The organism is Sandarakinorhabdus sp., assembly GCF_987265915.1.
This window is the reverse complement of the sequence record NZ_OZ503948.1, coordinates 108,817-124,149: the sequence shown is the minus strand read 5'-3', so window position 1 is coordinate 124,149 and position 15,333 is coordinate 108,817. Positions and strand designations below refer to the sequence as shown.

Sequence of the window (15,333 nt, the reverse complement as noted above, 5' to 3'; positions counted from 1 at the left end):
GCTGCCCTGCTGACTGTAAGCCGATGCCATGAGCCAATTTGACCTGACCGACGATCAGAAGGCGATCCAGGAAGTGGCGCGCCGCTTCACCGCCGAGGCGATCACCCCCCACGCCGCGCGCTGGGATGCGGAGCATCATTACCCCAAAGATGTGGTGCAGGCTGCGGCGGCGCTGGGCTTTGGCGCGATTTACGTGTCCGAAGCCGGCGGCGGCATCGGCCTGGGCCGGCTGGAGGCCGCGCTGATCATGGAGGCGATGGCGCACGGCTGCCCATCCACATCGGCGTTCATTTCGATCCACAACATGGCGGCGTGGATGATCGATGCCTATGGCAGCCGCGCGTTGCAGGCGAAGTATCTGCCTGGCCTGGTCACCATGGACCAGATCGCCAGTTACTGCCTGACCGAGCCTGGCGCCGGATCGGATGCCGCCGCGCTGAAGACGCGGGCGGTGCGGGATGGCGATCATTATGTCGTCTCCGGATCGAAGGCGTTCATCTCCGGCGGCGGCGTGAATGATCTCTACATCACCATGGTGCGCACCGGGCAGGATGGGCCCAAGGGCATCAGTTGCCTGGTGATCGAGAAGGACATGCCGGGCGTTTCCTTCGGCGCGCCCGAACGCAAGCTGGGCTGGCGATCGCAGCCGACCGCGCAGGTCAATTTCGATGGCGTGCGGGTACCAGCGGAAAATCTGGTCGGTGCCGAAGGCCAGGGCTTTGCCATCGCCATGGCCGGGCTGGATGGCGGCCGGCTCAACATCGGCGCGTGCAGCCTGGGCGGTGCGCAGCGCGCATTGGATGAAGCCATCGCCTACACGCGCCAGCGCCAGCAATTCGGCAAGGCCATAGCCGATTTTCAGGCGACGCAGTTCACCCTGGCCGACATGGCCACCGAACTCGCCGCCGCCCGTGCCCTGCTCTATCAGGCGGCGGTGAAGGTGAGCGAGGGCGCAGCCGACAAGACGATGTTTGCCGCCATGGCCAAGCGCTTTGCCACCGATGCCGGCATGGCCATCGTCGATCGCGGCCTGCAATTGCATGGCGGTTATGGCTATCTGATGGATTTCCCGCTGGAACGCCTGTTCCGCGACCTGCGGGTGCACCAGATTTTGGAAGGCACCAACCAGATCATGCGGATGATCACCGCGCGGGAACTGCTGCGGCAGAGCAACTGAGCCTAGAAATCCAGCTTGTCATAATGCGGTGGCGGCGGCAGGCCTTCCAGTCGTTCGGCCAGCAAGGGGCGGAAGGTCGGCCGGGATTTGATCGCGGAATACCAGGTGCGCGCCGGATCATGGCCGTCCCAATCCAGCCCGCCGAGATAATCCGCCACCGACAGATGCGCGGCCGCCGCAATATCGGCCAGCCCGAACTGGCCGCCGCCCAGCCAGGCGCGCTGTTCCAGCAGAAAATCGATATAATCCAGATGCATGTCGGCTGCGCGGCCGGCGGCACGGATAATGCCGCCATCGGGCGCGCCCTTCAGCACGGTGCGCTTGTACATGCGCTCCCCCAACAGCAGCGCGCCGACCTCGCCATAGAATTTCTGATCGAACCACGCCACCAGCCGCCGGGTTTCGGCGCGAACTTCCGGCGTGGCTCCCAGCAGCGGCGTGCGATCGAGCGTCTCTTCGAAATAGTCCAGCATGGCGACACTGTCGGCCAACACGACGCTGCCTTGTTGCAGCACTGGGGTCTGCCCGGCCGGGTTCAATGCGGTGAATTCGGGGCGTTTTTCCCACGGCCGTTCCAGCAGCAATTCGTGGGTGACGCCCTTCACCGCCAGCGCAAAGCGCACCTTGCGGCTGAACGGACACAGGGTGAAATGGTGGAGACGCCACATAGACGCCTTGTCATAACCATGTTTGCCGCCATGGAAAGGCCGCACTTCCGATTGGGGTCAGGCCTTTGCCGGCTTGGCTTTGGCCCGGGGTTTGGCCGGCGCCTTGGCGGCGGTGGCGGCAGCCAGTGCGGCCATCGCGGCCTTCACGGCGGCCATTTCGGCTTCCAGCTCGTTGATGCGGAGCGCCTGGCGCACGACGATTTCCTGCAGCGCCGCGGTCTGGCCGGAATCGGCGGCAGCGGGGGCCGGTGCGGGTGCCGGCGCAGCCGCTGCCTCGGGGGGCTTTGGCGGCTCCGGTGGGGCCGGCTTGGCGGTGGGGGTCACCACTTCGGCTTCGACCACGGTGTCGCGCTCGCGGAAAATGCCGGCTTCGCGCGCCTTGCGGATCAGCGGCGCGGCCGACACGGCGAGCTGCATCAGGCTTTCGATGAGCGGATCATTGTTCTTTGCCACAACCGGGTCCTTCAACTGTCTTATGCGAATATAGCAGCGAAGAACCCGGTTTCAAGGCTTGCGCTCATTCGGCCGCGATGCTGCTGGGGCTGTCGTCCAGCGGGTGCGTCAGCCGGGTCAGCATTTCCTTTGGGCAGACCTGCCAGATCGCCAGGCGCGTGCGGTCCCATTCCGCCAGCAGGCCGGCCGCCCATCGCGATCCGGTCTCGGCGGCATGTTCGGCGATCAGACTGTGCACCACATGCTCCCAATGCGCCGATGCCAGCCGTTGCACCACCACGGTTTCCCGGTTGACCCGGCCAGCAAAGCCGCCGTCGCGATCATAGACAAACGCCATGCCGCCCGACATGCCGGCGGCGAAATTGTCGCCCGTCGGGCCCAGCACCACGGCCGTCCCGCCGGTCATATATTCGCAGCCGTTGGCGCCGCAGCCTTCCACCACCACGATGGCACCGCTGTTGCGCACGGCAAAGCGTTCCCCGGCGCGCCCGGCGGCAAACAGCCGGCCAGCGGTGGCACCATATAGTACGGTGTTGCCGATGATGGCATTGTCCTGGGATGCCAGCGGGCTGGAGGGGAAGGGGCGCACCACGATCGTGGCACCGGAAAGCCCCTTGCCAACATAATCATTGGCTTCGCCGAACACCTCCAGCTTCACGCCCTGCACGGCAAACGCGCCCAGCGATTGTCCGGCCGAACCGCGCAGCTTGATCTGGATATGCCCCGGTTGCAGGCCTTTCATGCCAAAGCGGCGGGTGATTTCGCCGGACAGGCGCGTGCCCACGGCGCGGTGGGTGTTGCGCACCGTATAGGCCAGCTGCATCTTCTCGCCGCGTTCGAACAATTGCGCAGCATCGCGGATCATGTCCGCATCCAGGCTGTCGGGCACCGGGTTGCGGCCCGCGCCCAGGCCCCAGCGGCGCTGGTGATCGGGCGCATCGACCTTGGCGAGGATCGGATTGAGATCGAGATCGTCGAGATGCTCGGCCCCGCGATTGATCTGGCGCAGCAATTCGGTGCGGCCGATTACTTCATCCAGGCTCTTCACGCCCAACCGGGCGAGAATCTCGCGCACTTCCTCGGCGATGAAGCTCATCAGGTTGATGACCTTCTCCGGCGTGCCGACGAACTTCTGGCGCAGCGCGTCATCCTGCGTGCACACGCCTACCGGGCAGGTGTTGCTGTGGCACTGGCGCACCATGATGCAGCCCATCGCCACCAGGCTCATCGTGCCGATGCCATATTCCTCGGCGCCCAATATGGCGGCGATCACCACGTCGCGCCCGGTTTTCAGGCCGCCATCGGCGCGCAGCTTCACCCGATGCCGCAGGCCGTTCAGGGTAAGCACCTGGTTGACTTCGGACAGGCCCATTTCCCACGGCGTGCCGGCATATTTGATGCTGGTCTGTGGGCTCGCGCCGGTGCCGCCGACATTGCCGGAAATCAGGATGACGTCGGCGTGCGCCTTGGCTACCCCGGCGGCGACCGTGCCGATGCCGGCGCTGCTGACCAGCTTTACGCAGACGCGGGCGCGGGTGTTGATCTGCTTCAGATCATAGATCAGCTGCGCCAGATCCTCGATCGAATAGATGTCGTGATGCGGCGGCGGGCTGATCAGCGTCACGCCCGGCGTGCTGTGGCGCAGGCGCGCGATCAGCTCGGTCACCTTGAAGCCCGGCAACTGCCCGCCTTCACCCGGCTTGGCGCCTTGCGCCACCTTGATCTCGATCTCCTCGCAGGCGTTGAGATAATCGGCGGTCACGCCAAAGCGCCCCGACGCGATCTGCTTGATCACGCTGTTGGCGTTGTCGCCATTGGCATAGGGCTTGAACCGGATCGGGTCTTCGCCGCCTTCGCCCGATACCGCCTTGGCGCCGATGCGGTTCATGGCGATGGCCAGCACCTCGTGCGCTTCGGGCGACAGCGCGCCCAGGCTCATGCCCGGCGTCACGAAACGCTTGCGGATTTCGGTGACCGATTCCACCGCTTCGATCGGGATCGCCTTGGTGCCCGGCACGAAATCCAGCAGATCGCGCAAGGAAATCGGCGGCAGCGCAGCCACGCCGCGGCTGAATTTCAGATAGTCGCCATAGGCATCGCGGCTGACGGCGGTTTGCAGCAGGTGGATCAGCTGCGCGTTCCAGGCGTGTGCCTCGCCGCCGGCGCGCCAGCGATACAGGCCGCCCACCGGCAGCACCGCGGCACCTTCGTCCCAGGCGCGATCGTGGCGGATCCGGGCGTTGATGAACAAGGATTCAAAACCTTCGCCGCTGATCTTGGCCGGCATGCCGGGGAAGAAATCATTGACCAGCGCACGGCTGAGCCCGACCGCTTCAAAATTATAGCCGCCGCGATAGGACGAGATGACGGCAATGCCCATCTTGGCCATGATCTTCAGCAAGCCATCGTCGATGGCTTTCTTGTAGCGCGCCACGCACTCGGCAAAGCTGAGCGTGCCGAACAGGCCGCGCGCGTGGCGATCGGCGATGGCTTCCTGCGCCAGATAGGCATTGACCGTGGTGGCGCCCACACCGACCAGCACGGCAAAATAATGCGTGTCCAGCGCTTCGGCGGCGCGCACATTGATGCTGGCATAGGCGCGCAGGCCCTTGCGGATCAGGTGCGTCTGCACGCCGGCGGTGGCCAGGATCATGGCAATGCCGGCGCGGCTGGCCGATTGATGTTCATCGGTCAGGAACAATTGTGTCTTGCCCTGGCGCACGGCGGTTTCGGCCTCGGCCCGCACCCGCGCGATGGCTTCGCGCAGCGCCCCCGGCCCGCCGGCGATGTCGAAGGTGCAATCAATCTCCACGGCTTGGCGGCCGAAATGATCCTTCAGCCGGAACCAGTCGCGGTTGGACAGCACCGGGCTTTCCATCACCATCACGCCGGCCTGGGTGGCTTCGTCGTCGAGGATGTTGGTCAGGTTGGAAAAGCGCGTCTTCAGGCTCATCACCCGCGTTTCGCGCAAGGCATCGATCGGCGGATTGGTGACCTGGCTGAAATTCTGCCGGAAGAAATGCGACAGGTTGCGGGCGTTGTCGGAAATCACCGCCAGCGGCGCATCATCGCCCATCGACCCGACGGCTTCCTTGGCATCGTCGACCATCGGCGCCAGTAGCAATTCCATGTCTTCCATGGTCTGGCCGGCGGCAACCTGGCGGCGGCGCAATTCATCGCGGGTGAAGGCCGGCGCCGGTTCCGGCGCATCGCCGCCCGGCAGCGCTTCGAAATTGGTGAAGCCGGCAACCAGCGCCTGATAATCCTGCGCTGCCGCCACCTTGGCCTTGATCTCGGTATCGCTGTAGAGGCGCGAAGGGGCGGCATCGAGATCGACCGCGATCATCTCGCCGGGGCCCAAGGCGCCCTTCTTCACGACATCGGCTTCGGGCACCACCACCATGCCGGCTTCGCTGCCGGTGATCAGCAGGCCGTCGCGGGTCAGGCAATAGCGCATCGGCCGCAGCGCGTTGCGATCAAGGCCCGCGACCACCCAGCGGCCATCGGTCATGGCCAGCGCCGCCGGCCCATCCCATGGCTCCATCACCGAAGCGAAAAACGCATACATGGCGCGGGTGGCCGGATCGAGCGTGTCATCCTTCTGCCAGGCCTGCGGGATCAGCATCAGCTTGGCGGTTGGCGCATCGCGGCCCGAGCGCACAAAGGCTTCGAACACGGCATCGAGCGCCGCGGTGTCCGACGCGCCGGCCGGGATCAGCGGCTTGATATCTTCGCTATGCTCGCCGAACGCGGCGGCAGCCATCTTGATCTCGTGGCTTTTCATCCAGTTGGTGTTGCCGCGGATGGTGTTGATCTCGCCATTGTGCGCCAGGGTGCGGAACGGCTGTGCCAGCCACCATTGCGGGAAGGTGTTGGTGGAATAGCGCTGGTGATAGATGGCAAAGCGCGACACGAAGCGCTCGTCGTTCAGATCCGGGTAGAAGACGCTCAGCGTTTCGGCGAGGAACAGCCCCTTGTAGATCAGGGTGCGGGACGACAGCGAGCAGATGTAGAAGCCCTGGATCTGGGCTTCGATCACCTTCTTTTCGATGCGGCGACGGATCAGGAACAGATCCTTTTCGAACTGCTCGCGGGCATCCTCGCCGTGTGCCGCCGGCCCGGCGACCATGATCTGCTCGATCTCCGGCCGGCTCAGCATCGCCTTGTCGCCGATGCAGCTGATGTCCACCGGCACCTGGCGCCAGCCATAGACTTTATAGCCAAAGCCGATGACTTCGGATTCAACGATGGTGCGGCAGGCTTCCTGCGCGCCGAGATCGGTGCGCGGCAGGAATACCATGCCCACCGCCAGTTGCCCGGCCACCGGCTTCTGGCCATGACGCTCGATATGTTCGTGGAAGAAATCGACCGGGATTTCGACCAATATGCCGGCGCCGTCCCCGGTCTTGCCATCGGCATCCACGGCACCGCGATGCCACACCGCCTTCAGCGCATCGATCGCCGCCGTCACCACCCGGCGCTGCGGCCGGCCATCGGTGGCGGCCACCAGCCCGACACCGCAGGCGTCAGACTCCAGCTCCGGGCGGTACATGCCGATCTCGGCCATGCGGGCGCGTTCGGCAGCGGATGCGGTGAAGGGCGTGGTGGTCATTTGGTATCCAGTCGGATTACTTGGCGGCGGACGGCGCGCTGTTGAGCGGGGCCAATGCGTCCCGCAGTTTCGCGGCATTGGCCTGCATGGCGACATCGATCTTGGCACCAATCAGCCGCGCGGTTTGCAGGCCGATCTCGTTCTGCACCGCGCCCTGTTTCTTCTGCAGCGCCTGGCCAGCCGGGCTGCGGTAGAAGGCGATCAGCGCATTCAGTTCCGCAACGGTATATTGGCGGGCATAGGCATCGCGCGCGGCCGTCACCACCGCTTTCAGATTCTGATTGATGACGCCTTGGGCTACCGTGGCCTGGATGGCGCCGGCCTTCTTCAGCGCGGCATCGAATTTGGCCTTGTTGGCCTGATAGGCCGGAATGAACCCCGGCTGCTGCGCCAGCATCGATCGCACCACGACGCCCGATTGCATCTGCTTGACGGTGCCCGCCATCTGGTTCTGCAACTGGGTTTTCAGCCCCAGTTGCGTGATCAGCGTGGTGGCCGCCTGCAGGGTCGCGGCATCGGCGCGCACCGGTGGCGGCGCCGGCGGCAGGCTGGGTCGCGGAGGCTCGGCTTGTTGCGCTGCGGCTCCGACGGCGGCGACGGCGAAAATAAGGAATGACATGATGAATTGATCCTTCAGTTGGCCCCGGCCATCAGCTGGCGGAATTTCTGTTGCTCGGCCTTTGGCAGATCTTCGAACTTGCGCGGCTTGGGCAAGTCGGCAGTGGCTCTTGCGGCCTCCGCCATGATCGCGGGCAGGCGCTTCATCATCACGCCGCTCATCTCCTGCGTCTGCTTCAGATAGGCCGGATCCGTCATCAGCGTGAGGCTCTTGGCCGCCACGCTACCGCCAATCGGCGTCATGTAAAACGCATGGGCTGCTGTCAGTTCCTCGGGCGTGAAGCGGGCGGCATAGGCCTGTGCCATGCCTTCCCGCATTTGCGGTTCCATTTCCACGATCGCGTCGGTCATGCCTTTCGACATCACCGTCATCATGCGGCGCATGCGCTCTTCAAAGGCCGGGTCGGTGACCGCGATCAGCTGGCGGATCGTCGCTTGCCCAAGCTTTGATTTCAAGGCGGCGGCATCCGTTCCGGCAATGCCGGCGAAATCGCTGATCCGCTGATCCATCATCTGGTTCATCATCTGCGCCGGCAGATTATCCATAACCGCGCCCATCATCGTTTTGAAGGCGCCGGGTGGCAGCATGCGCGCGGTCATTTCACGCGCCATCGCCAGCCGCGTTCCGGTCGAATCGGCGGCCGCTGTCTGGGCAGTCACCGGGGCTGCCAGCAGGGCCACACTGATCAAAATTGTGCGAACAAACATCGGTTTCTCCACAGCGCGGATGGCTGGGCCCGGACCCATCAGGCCGCCTGCACCGCCGCGCCGGCGCGGGCGCGCAGATATTGATGCATCTGCGCCGCCACGTCACGCCCGTCGCGCACCGCCCACACCACCAGGCTGGCACCGCGCACGATATCGCCGGCGGCAAACACCCCATCCATCCCGGTCATCATCGTCTTGTGATCGATGCGCACCGTGCCCCAGCGGGTGACCGGCAGATCGGCCGCGCCGAACAGGCCGGGCAGATCTTCGGGATCAAAGCCCAGTGCCTTGATCACCAGATCGGCGCGCGCGGTGAACTGCGTGTCGGCATCCGGTTCCGGGCTCCGCCTGCCATCGGCGCCGGGCTGGCCCAGCCGCATCGCCTGCGCCGTCACCCCGGTGGGCGTGATCGCGGCCGGCGCGGCCAGCCAGACGAACTCGACGCCTTCTTCCTCGGCATGGGCGACTTCGCGGGTGCTGCCCGGCATGTTGGCGCGGTCACGGCGATAGAGGCACTTCACGCTGGCAGCGCCCTGGCGCACGGCGGTGCGCACGCAATCCATCGCGGTATCGCCGCCGCCGATCACCACGACATGCTTGCCTGCCGCATCGAAACGCGCCGCGTCGGGCACATCGTCGCCAAAGCCGGCGCGGTTGGAGGCGATCAGATAATCCATGGCTTCCAGCGTGGTCGGGCCGTCGGCGCCCGGCACATCGACTTGCCGCGCCTTGTAAACCCCGGTGGCGATCAGCACCGCATCATGGCGGCCGCGCAACTCGGCCAGGCTGGCATCGCGGCCGACGGCAAAATCCTGATGGAAATGCACGCCGCCGTCGATCAGGCGATCGATGCGGCGCATTACCACCGGCTTTTCCAGCTTGAAGCCGGGGATGCCGTAGGTCAGCAAGCCGCCGGCGCGATCGTGCCGGTCATAGACATGCACCTCATAGCCCTTGACGCGCAGCAGCTCGGCGGTGGTCAGGCCGGCCGGGCCGGCACCGATGATGGCAACGCTCTGGCCTGAACGATCGATCACTGGCCGGATGGGTTTTACCCAGCCGTTTTCCCAGGCGGTGTCGGTGATGAACTTCTCCACTGCGCCGATGGTGACGCTGCCGAAATCCTTCTCGATGACGCAATTGCCTTCGCACAGGCGATCCTGCGGGCAGATGCGGCCGCAGATTTCCGGCATGGCGTTGGTGGCGGCGGCGATTTCATACGCCTCCTCCAACCGGCCTTCCGCAGTCAGCTTCAGCCAATCGGGGATATTGTTGCCCAGCGGGCAATGCACCTGGCAGAACGGCACACCGCACTGGCTGCACCGACCGGCCTGCGCTTCGGCCTTGGCCTCTATATAGGGGCGGGCGATTTCCTGGAAATCGTGGGTGCGTTCCTCGGCGGTACGCTTGGCCGGATAGGCCTGGTCACGCTCCACGAACTTCAGCAATTTTGTTGCGGCCATCGCCCCCGCTCCTTTCGATGGGCGACGCACAACCACAGTTTGGCTGGCGAGTCACGCGGATTCGGCCGATTAGGTCAGAAATACTGCCTATTTATAGGTCAATGCGACGTGCGGGGCCTCGTGGCGCGCCAAAATATGGCCGTTTCGGCTCTATCGCACCAGCAGCCATACCAACGCTGCGCCCCCGACGATGATCCGATACCAGGCAAAGGGCGCAAAGCCGAAGCGGCCGACCAGCGCAACAAAGCCCTTCACCACCGCCAAGGCCACCACGAACGACACCGCAAAGCCGATGCCGATGGCCGACAGGTTGGACGCATCCAGCGCATCGCGGTTGCGCCACAGCATGAGCACGGTGGCGCCCGAGATGGTCGGCACGCCCAGAAAGAAACTGAACTCGGCTGCGGTCTTGCGATCAACGCCCAGCATCAGCGCCGCCATGATGGTTGCACCCGAACGCGACACGCCGGGGATCATCGCGATGCATTGGCCCAGCCCGATCTTCACCGCGGTGGCGCTGCTCAGGGATTCCACGCCCGATACCCGGGCTTCGCCCATGCGCCGTTCGATCCACAGAATGGCAAAGCCGCCCAGGATCAGCGAGACGGCCACCGTGATCGGGCTTTCGAGCAGCGCCTCGACCGCCTTGATGAACAAGACGCCCATCACCGCGGCCGGCAGGAAGCCCAGCAGAACGTTGCGCAGGAAAGCCAATGCGGTTGGCTCCCGCACCAGCAGCCCGCGCCCCACCGCCATGAACCGGCCCCAATAGGCCACCAGCACTGCCAGAATGGCGCCCGACTGGATGGCGATATCAAAGGTCGCGCCGGCATCGCCGGAAAACCCCAGCAGCTCGCCGGCCAGAATAAGATGCCCGGTGGACGACACCGGCAAATATTCAGTCAGGCCTTCGACAACGCCGAGCAGGATGACCGTGAGCAGATCAGGCGAGGTCATGCCGCCGGCTCCACCGCCTTGGCAAAGCGGCCGCCGGGGCGGTGGCGCATCATCATCTGTGGCAGGAAGGCGCTCAGCGGCGTCGGCGTGATGCCCAGATCGGCCAGGCCCGGCATGTCTGGCGCACAGATATTGCCCAGCTTCAGCATGGCCAGTTGATCACTGTTCATCGGCATGAACGGCAAGATGTCACCCAGTTTCGCCAGCATGGCGGAGGTGAAATCCGAAAAGCCCACCACTGGCCGATCGGTGCCGGTCAGATCCGAAATCATTTCCAGGATCGCCTTGAAGCTGAGCACATCCGGCCCGCCCAATTCGAAGATGCGCCCCTGTGCGTCGCTGCGGGTCAGGCCGGCGACCACGGCATCAGCGACATCGCGCACATAGACTGGTTGAAACAGGCTGGCGCCGCTGATCGCCGGCAGCACCGGCGACAGGCGCGCCATGGCGGCAAAGCGGTTGAAGAACTGATCTTCCGGCCCGGCGACGATGCTCGGCCGCAGCACGACAGCCTGCGGAATGGCCGCCTGCACATGGGCCTCGCCCTCGCCCTTGCTGCGCGCATAGGGGATGGCGCTGGCAGCATTGGCGCCGATCGCCGACATCTGCACCCAGGCGGCGGCGCCAGCCGCGGCGGCGGCGCGGGCGGCCCGCCCGGCACCTTCGGCCTGCAATGCGGCAAATTTCTGCTGGCCGGATTCAGCGAGGATGCCGACCAGATTGACTCCCGCGGCGGCGCCAGCGAATGCCGCGGACATATCGGCATCGGATCTGATATCACCAGACACCATCTGGATCTGGCCCAGATCGCCGAGCGGCTTCAGGAACAAGGCCGAATCGGCGTGGCGGGACACGACCCGCACCCGGTATCCGGCTTTGGCCACCGCTTCGACGACATAGCGGCCCAGAAAGCCGGCGCCGCCGATCACCGTTACCAGAGCGCCAGCCGGCAAGGGCGCTGCTTCGTCTGTGCTTGTTATCATGGCCGCAGCCCATAACGCTGACCGTTGACCTTGTCGTGGGGCAGATTGCCCTGCGGTAGCGCCGAGGTGCGAATATGTGAAAAACCGGGCCTGGTGCTTGGGTCAGCGATTGACAAGTCTTGATTCCACCCATATCTGCCGCCGCCTACCACCCAAGCAATTGGGAAAAACGGGCCCAGGTGGCGGAATTGGTAGACGCACCAGCTTCAGGTGCTGGCGCTCGCAAGGGCGTGAAGGTTCGAGTCCTTTCCTGGGCACCATTTCAATGAAGGCCGCTGGCAACAGCGGCCTTTTTTGTTGCGCTTGGCTTGGGAGTTGGCATCACAGCCCCATCACCAGAACCATGGGGGGACACATCGTCATGCGCATCATCGCAACTCTGGCCGGCTTGCTGGTCGCTGCAGCTGCCGTCGCGCAACCGGCACCGCCCCCGATTCCGCCTGTCAACGAAGCCGATTTCATTACCCGCGATTTCCGTTTCGATGACGGCAAGACGCTGCCCGCACTGAAACAGCATTACCGCACGCTGGGCACGCCGATCCGTGATGCCGCCGGCAACATCACCAACGCCGTGATGATCGGCCACGGCACCGGCGGCACCGGCGCGCAGTTCCTGGTGCCGCAATTCACGCTGCTGTTTGCGCCCGGTGCGCCGCTCGATCCGGCGAAGCTGTTCATCATCCTGCCCGATGCCATCGGCCATGGCGCTTCCTCAAAACCCTCCGATGGCCTGAAGATGGCGTTCCCGGCCTATGATTATGCCGATATGGCGCGGGCGCAGGGCTTGCTGCTCGATCATCTGAAGGTGCAGCGGCTGCGGTTGCTGATGGGCACATCGATGGGCTGCATGATGGGCTTCCAGTTCGGCGTCGATCTGCCCGGGCGCGCGGCGGCGATCATGCCGCTGGCCTGCAATGTGATCGAACTGGCCGGCCGCAACCGCATGTGGCGCGCCATGGCCATCCAGGCGATCAAGTCCGATCCCGATTGGCAAGGCGGCAACTACACGCGCCCGCCGTTGAACGGCATCAGGGTTGGCGTGGCCTTGCAAGCGATGGCGAGTTCCGCCCCGGTGCGCATGCAGGCCGATCTGCCTACCCGCGCCGCCACCGACGAGGCGGCGGCGCGCGCCATGGCCGCCGGCCTGGCCGGCAGCCCCGATGCCAATGATCGAATCTATCAGCTCGATGCCAGCCGCAATTACAACCCCGGGCCGCTGTTGTCCCGCATCACGGTGCCGGTCACCTGGGTGAACAGCGCCGACGATTTCATCAATCCGCCCGGCGTGGGTGAACCCGAAAAATGGGTGAAATCCATGCCGCAGGGCCGCTTCGTGCTGATCCCTGAAACCGCGCAAACCCGCGGCCACAGCACGCATACCTGGAGTGTGTTCTGGGAGGACGAGCTGAAGGCGCTGCTGGCGCGGAGCCGCTGAGTCCATGATCCTCCCTTTCCAGGGGAGGATCATGGCTGGCGCTGTCACGTCGGGCATTTCCCCACGCCCGGCCCCTTCACGAATCGTCCCGCGGCCGCCCCGGTCGGCGCGGCATCCTTGAGCACCTGCACGCCGTTCACCCACACATGGTTCACGCCCACCGCCAGCTGCTGCGGCTGCGCAAAGGTGGCGCGATCGGCGATGGTGGCGGGATCGAACACCACGACATCGGCAAAATTGCCGGGCTTCAGCCGCCCGCGCCCGTTGATGCGCAGATTGTCCGCCGGCTGCGCGCTCAGCTTGCGCACCGCTTCGGCCAGGGAAATCACCTGTTCCTCGCGCACATATTTGCCCAGCACGCGGGCGAAATTGCCATAGGCGCGCGGGTGGGTGGAGCTTTTCAGGAACACGCCTTCCGGCGCCTGCGCGCTGGCATCGCTGGCAAAGCTCATCCACGGCAGGGCGATCTGCTGCTTCACATTGGCTTCGTTCATCGAGAAATAGGCAACCTGGATGCGACTGCCATCCGCGATCACCAGATCGATCGCGGTGTCCTCCGCCGATGTGCCGCGTGATGCCGCCACCTCGGCCAGGGTCTTGCCGGTCAGCGGCTTCAGCCCTTCGGTCCTGAAGCCCAGCAGCAGCACTTTGTCCGGCCCGCCGGCCTCCGCCATCGAATTGGTTTCGCCGGCTGGGGGATTGCGCATGTCGGCAATCACCCGGGCGCGGGTGGCCGGGTCCTTCATGCGCGCCACCCAGGCTTCGATGCCGCCTTCCTGCACCCACAGCGGCATCGAGGCATCCAGGCCCGTCGAGGAGGCGGCATAGGTGTACATGTCGGCCGTCAACTGCACGCCGGCAGCGCGCGCCGCCTCGATGCGGGCGACCATCGCATCATATTTGCCCCAGTTGGCGCGGCCGGCCTGCTTCATATGGTAAATCTCGGCCCGCGCGCCGCTGGCCTTGGCGATGGCGATGATTTCTTCAAGCGCGGCTTCCAGCGTTGGGCCTTCGTTGCGGATATGGCTGATATACATGCCGCCGCACGGCGCTGCCGCCTGCATCAGCGCGGTCAGCTCGGCGGTCTTGGCATAATTGCCCGGCGTGTAGATCAGCGATGATCCAACCCCCAGTGCGCCTTCATGCATAGCGGCACGCACCAGCCCCTGCATCCCGGCCAGCTGCGCCGGCGTCGGCTGAACATTATTTTCGCCGAGCTCGTGCACGCGCACGGTGGCTGCGCCAACGAAGCTCGCGACATTCACGGCGATGCCGCGCTGCTCCAGATGGGTCAGATATTCGCCCAGCGTGGTCCAGCTCGTCTGGTACTTGATGTCGCCCTGCCTGCGCGCGTCCAGCGCCTTCATGACGTCGTTCCACGGCCCCATGCTTTCGCCTTCGCCCATCACCTCCAGCGTGATGCCCTGCTTCAGATCAGAAAGCGCGCGGCCATCGACCAGCAGCGATTCGGTGGCCCAGCTGAGCATGTTGATAAACCCCGGCGCAATCGCCTGCCCGCCGACGTCGCGCACGACCGCGCCCGGCAAGACCGGGGCTGCACCCTTGCCGACGGCGGTAATCCGGTCCCCATCCATTGCCAGCCAGCCAGCATAGGGCGCGCTGCCTGACCCATCGACGATCAGGCCATTGGTAAGCAATAGCGGCTGCGCCCAGAGCGGGGTGGCACCAAGCAGCATGGCAAGAAAAAGACGGCGCATCGGTCATCCCTCGGTGGTCAGTCGCGCCAGCTTATGGGCGCTTCAACCCGGCAGCAAGGTCGCGATTCCGGCGAGCAACGGCAGCAATTCCTGCCCCCGGCTGCCAGCCAGCGGGGCCAGCAAGGCGGTGGCCCGCGCTGGCCGGGCGGCGCTGTGCAGCGCCCAGATCAGCCGGCGTTCATCATCGGTGATCGCCGCCCGGCACGGCACATGCAGGATCAAGGGCCGCACCGCGCGGCGGGCGAGGCCGACCATCAGGCAGCGCAGCAGATGTTCCAGCCCCAGGCCGGATTCGCCAAAGCGCCGCTGCAACAGCACATGGACCGCCATATCGCGGGCACTGCCCAGCGGCCGCTGCATCGCCAGCCGGCGCAGGCACCACAGCAGGTCGCGCTCGGCCGTTGACAGTTCGGGTGGTTCGCGACGCGGCTGCCGCCATGGTTCGCCGGCAGGCCAGTCGGCATCGTGTTTCAGGAACATGGTATCTCTCCCGCTTGCGTCCTTGCATGGTGGATTAAATGCGAATGCGTCGCAATAGCTG

At 65.1% G+C, this 15,333-nt stretch carries 12 protein-coding genes and 1 tRNA gene; 3 read left to right on the top strand and 10 right to left on the bottom strand.

Features of this window, described 5'->3' with window-relative positions; translation table 11 throughout:
- Window positions 1–28: 28 nt before the first annotated feature.
- Window positions 29–1,177 carry an acyl-CoA dehydrogenase family protein gene (locus AC6UUM_RS00585; RefSeq protein ID WP_500803415.1) on the top strand — a complete coding sequence of 383 codons (1,149 nt, stop codon included), beginning with the start codon at window positions 29–31 and terminating at the stop codon, window positions 1,175–1,177.
- Between the two features lie 2 nt (window positions 1,178–1,179).
- Here the strand turns inward: AC6UUM_RS00585 and AC6UUM_RS00580 are convergent, their stop codons facing one another.
- The 8 genes from AC6UUM_RS00580 to AC6UUM_RS00545 all read right to left on the bottom strand — a co-directional run bounded on the left by AC6UUM_RS00580 (window position 1,180) and on the right by AC6UUM_RS00545 (window position 11,639).
- On the bottom strand, window positions 1,180–1,845 hold the full coding sequence (locus AC6UUM_RS00580) for a glutathione S-transferase family protein (protein WP_500803414.1): 666 nt from the start codon (window positions 1,843–1,845) through the stop codon (window positions 1,180–1,182).
- Window positions 1,846–1,902: 57 nt separating this feature from the next.
- Entirely contained in the window at window positions 1,903–2,298 is a 396-nt protein-coding gene (locus AC6UUM_RS00575) for a hypothetical protein (protein WP_500803413.1), read from the bottom strand.
- Between the two features lie 64 nt (window positions 2,299–2,362).
- Complete coding sequence (gltB, locus tag AC6UUM_RS00570; RefSeq protein ID WP_500803412.1) at window positions 2,363–6,910, bottom strand: glutamate synthase large subunit; 4,548 nt, start codon at window positions 6,908–6,910, stop codon at window positions 2,363–2,365.
- Between the two features lie 16 nt (window positions 6,911–6,926).
- Window positions 6,927–7,529, bottom strand: coding sequence for a DUF2059 domain-containing protein (locus tag AC6UUM_RS00565; RefSeq protein ID WP_500803411.1), 603 nt, complete (start codon window positions 7,527–7,529; stop codon window positions 6,927–6,929).
- Window positions 7,530–7,543: 14 nt separating this feature from the next.
- Window positions 7,544–8,236, bottom strand: a complete 693-nt coding sequence (locus AC6UUM_RS00560) for a DUF2059 domain-containing protein (protein WP_500803410.1) — start codon at window positions 8,234–8,236, stop codon at window positions 7,544–7,546.
- Between the two features lie 38 nt (window positions 8,237–8,274).
- Window positions 8,275–9,699, bottom strand: coding sequence for an NAD(P)-dependent oxidoreductase (locus AC6UUM_RS00555; RefSeq protein ID WP_500803409.1), 1,425 nt, complete (start codon window positions 9,697–9,699; stop codon window positions 8,275–8,277).
- 150 nt (window positions 9,700–9,849) lie between these two features.
- Window positions 9,850–10,656, bottom strand: coding sequence for an undecaprenyl-diphosphate phosphatase (locus tag AC6UUM_RS00550; RefSeq protein WP_500803408.1), 807 nt, complete (start codon window positions 10,654–10,656; stop codon window positions 9,850–9,852).
- Window positions 10,653–11,639: a complex I NDUFA9 subunit family protein gene (locus AC6UUM_RS00545; RefSeq protein WP_500803407.1), complete on the bottom strand. Its 987-nt coding sequence runs from the start codon at window positions 11,637–11,639 to the stop codon at window positions 10,653–10,655. Before AC6UUM_RS00545 ends, AC6UUM_RS00550 begins: the two co-directional genes overlap by 4 nt.
- 173 nt (window positions 11,640–11,812) lie before the next feature.
- Here AC6UUM_RS00545 and AC6UUM_RS00540 point away from each other — a divergent pair.
- Together AC6UUM_RS00540 and AC6UUM_RS00535 are read left to right on the top strand one after the other, a co-directional pair.
- Window positions 11,813–11,899, top strand: a tRNA-Leu gene (locus tag AC6UUM_RS00540).
- A gap of 101 nt (window positions 11,900–12,000) precedes the next feature.
- A complete protein-coding gene (locus tag AC6UUM_RS00535; protein ID WP_500803406.1) occupies window positions 12,001–13,074 on the top strand; it encodes an alpha/beta fold hydrolase in 1,074 nt (357 codons plus the stop codon).
- Window positions 13,075–13,118: 44 nt separating this feature from the next.
- Here the strand turns inward: AC6UUM_RS00535 and AC6UUM_RS00530 are convergent, their stop codons facing one another.
- Both AC6UUM_RS00530 and AC6UUM_RS00525 read right to left on the bottom strand, forming a co-directional pair.
- On the bottom strand, window positions 13,119–14,792 hold the full coding sequence (locus tag AC6UUM_RS00530) for an N-acyl-D-amino-acid deacylase family protein (RefSeq protein ID WP_500803405.1): 1,674 nt from the start codon (window positions 14,790–14,792) through the stop codon (window positions 13,119–13,121).
- A 42-nt stretch (window positions 14,793–14,834) separates the two neighbouring features.
- Window positions 14,835–15,272 carry a hypothetical protein gene (locus AC6UUM_RS00525; protein WP_500803404.1) on the bottom strand — a complete coding sequence of 146 codons (438 nt, stop codon included), beginning with the start codon at window positions 15,270–15,272 and terminating at the stop codon, window positions 14,835–14,837.
- Between the last annotated feature and the right edge of the window lie 61 nt (window positions 15,273–15,333).